The following is a 1,670-nucleotide window of genomic DNA, read 5'->3' on the forward strand; positions in this document are numbered from 1 at the left end:
AGCTCGAGGTGACCTGCACGCGGACGCGCTCCCCGGGCTGGAACGTGCACGCGGTGGCCCAGAGGTTCACGGCGAACTCCTCGACCTGTCCTGGCGTGAGCGGCCGCCGGGCAGCCCCGGGCCGGAAGACGCCGTCGCCCTCGCACGCATCGCGCCAGGACGCCCGCACGATCCCCTCGGCGAGGCCGATTGATCCCCCGTCGGGGGTCACGCGGCACAGCCGCACGACGAAGTCCGTGTCGGCGGCCGACGACGACGCGAACAGCGTCGCGGTCACTTCGCCGAACAGGGTGAGCGGCTCGGCGAGCGGTTCCGTCGTGAAGACGACGACGTCGTCGCGCGCCTCGACTGCCGACTGCTCGGCGGGGCCCGCGAAGTCGGCCCCGAGATGCATCGTGGCGCCGCCGGTCGTGGGCACGGGATCGAGCGGGTCGTAGTCGTACTCGACCGCGCCCTCCTCCCGCGCCCTGCGGTCCAGCGACCCTTCCGGACCGAGGAAGAGTTCGACCCTCCCGTCGGGTTCCGGCAGCTCGTCGAAGGCCCGCCAGCGGTTCTCGCCCATGAAGTACACGAGGGCTCCGGGCAGTTCCGGCTCCCCCTCCCGCCAGGGGCGGCCGCCGAGGACGTCGCCGAACCAGCGCGCGTGGATGGAGGACAGGTCGCCGTAGGGTCCGACGGCCGCCGCGGACCCTCCCGGGAACGCCAGGTCCGGGAACGTGCCGGTGTAGTTGGTGTGGCTCCACGGCCCGAGGATGAGGCTCGGCCGCGGGACGGAGCGATCCCTCCGAGAGCCCTCGAGCTGGAGCCTGTACTGGGCGAGCGTGTTCGGCAGGAAGATGTCGAACCAGCCGCCGATGTTGAGCGTCTCGAGGGCGACGGGCTCCGAAGCCGGCCAGTTCCACGCCTCCGAGATCTCGCCGCCGGGATCCTCGCCCGTGGACGGGATGATGTACGACTGCATGAACGTGCTCGCTCGGGACTTGAGGTCGTTGAGCGGGAGCGTGGCGTACGCGGAGCCGTCCGCGAAGGAGGCGTCCAGGTCGCGCCAGGCCTCGAGCTCCCGTTCGAGCCGAGCCGGGTCTCCCGCGAACTCGCGCCGGACTGTCTCGAGCGAGATCGAGCCGTGGCCCCAGCTCAGCCGGGAGCCGAGTTCGAAGGCCCCGCCGCGGAACAGGGCGCCGTTGTCGGCGCTCCCAGCCGCGCACACGCCGGGGGCCAGGGCGGCGAGGCCCTGGGGACGTCGACGGGCCGCGCGCCACTGGGACTCCCCGAAGTACGATCGTCCCCACATCCCCACCTGGCCCGAGGAGTACGGCAGGCTCGCTGCCCACTCGACGGCCTCGGCGCCGTCGTCCGCTTCCTGCTCGCTCGGGGCGAACTCGCCCTCCGAGCCGAAGCGGCCGCGCACGTCCTGGAGGATGACGACGAAACCCGCGGCGGCCACCGTGGCGGGGTTGAAGTAGGCCGAGTTCACGGAGAGATCGCGACCGTACGGGGTGCGGGTCATGAGCACCGGGAAGCGCTCGCCGTCGGAGGCGGGGCGGTAGACGGTGGACCGCAGGATTGTCCCGTCCCGGAGCGGGGTCTCGACGTCGTTCTCGATCAGGACGTTGTACATCAGGCGGCCTTCTTGCCGAGGTCGTCGGTGTCCACGCGGTAGGTCTCGCGGA

At 71.9% G+C, this 1,670-nt stretch carries 1 protein-coding gene; it reads right to left on the bottom strand.

Features of this window, described 5'->3' with window-relative positions:
* Positions 1–1,618, bottom strand: a 1,618-nt coding sequence (locus V7053_RS18990) for a CocE/NonD family hydrolase (RefSeq protein WP_334173803.1), incomplete at its 3' end; no start/stop codon positions are given.
* Between the last annotated feature and the right edge of the window lie 52 nt (positions 1,619–1,670).

The organism is Sinomonas sp., assembly GCF_036848755.1.
Taxonomy (GTDB): domain Bacteria; phylum Actinomycetota; class Actinomycetes; order Actinomycetales; family Micrococcaceae; genus Sinomonas.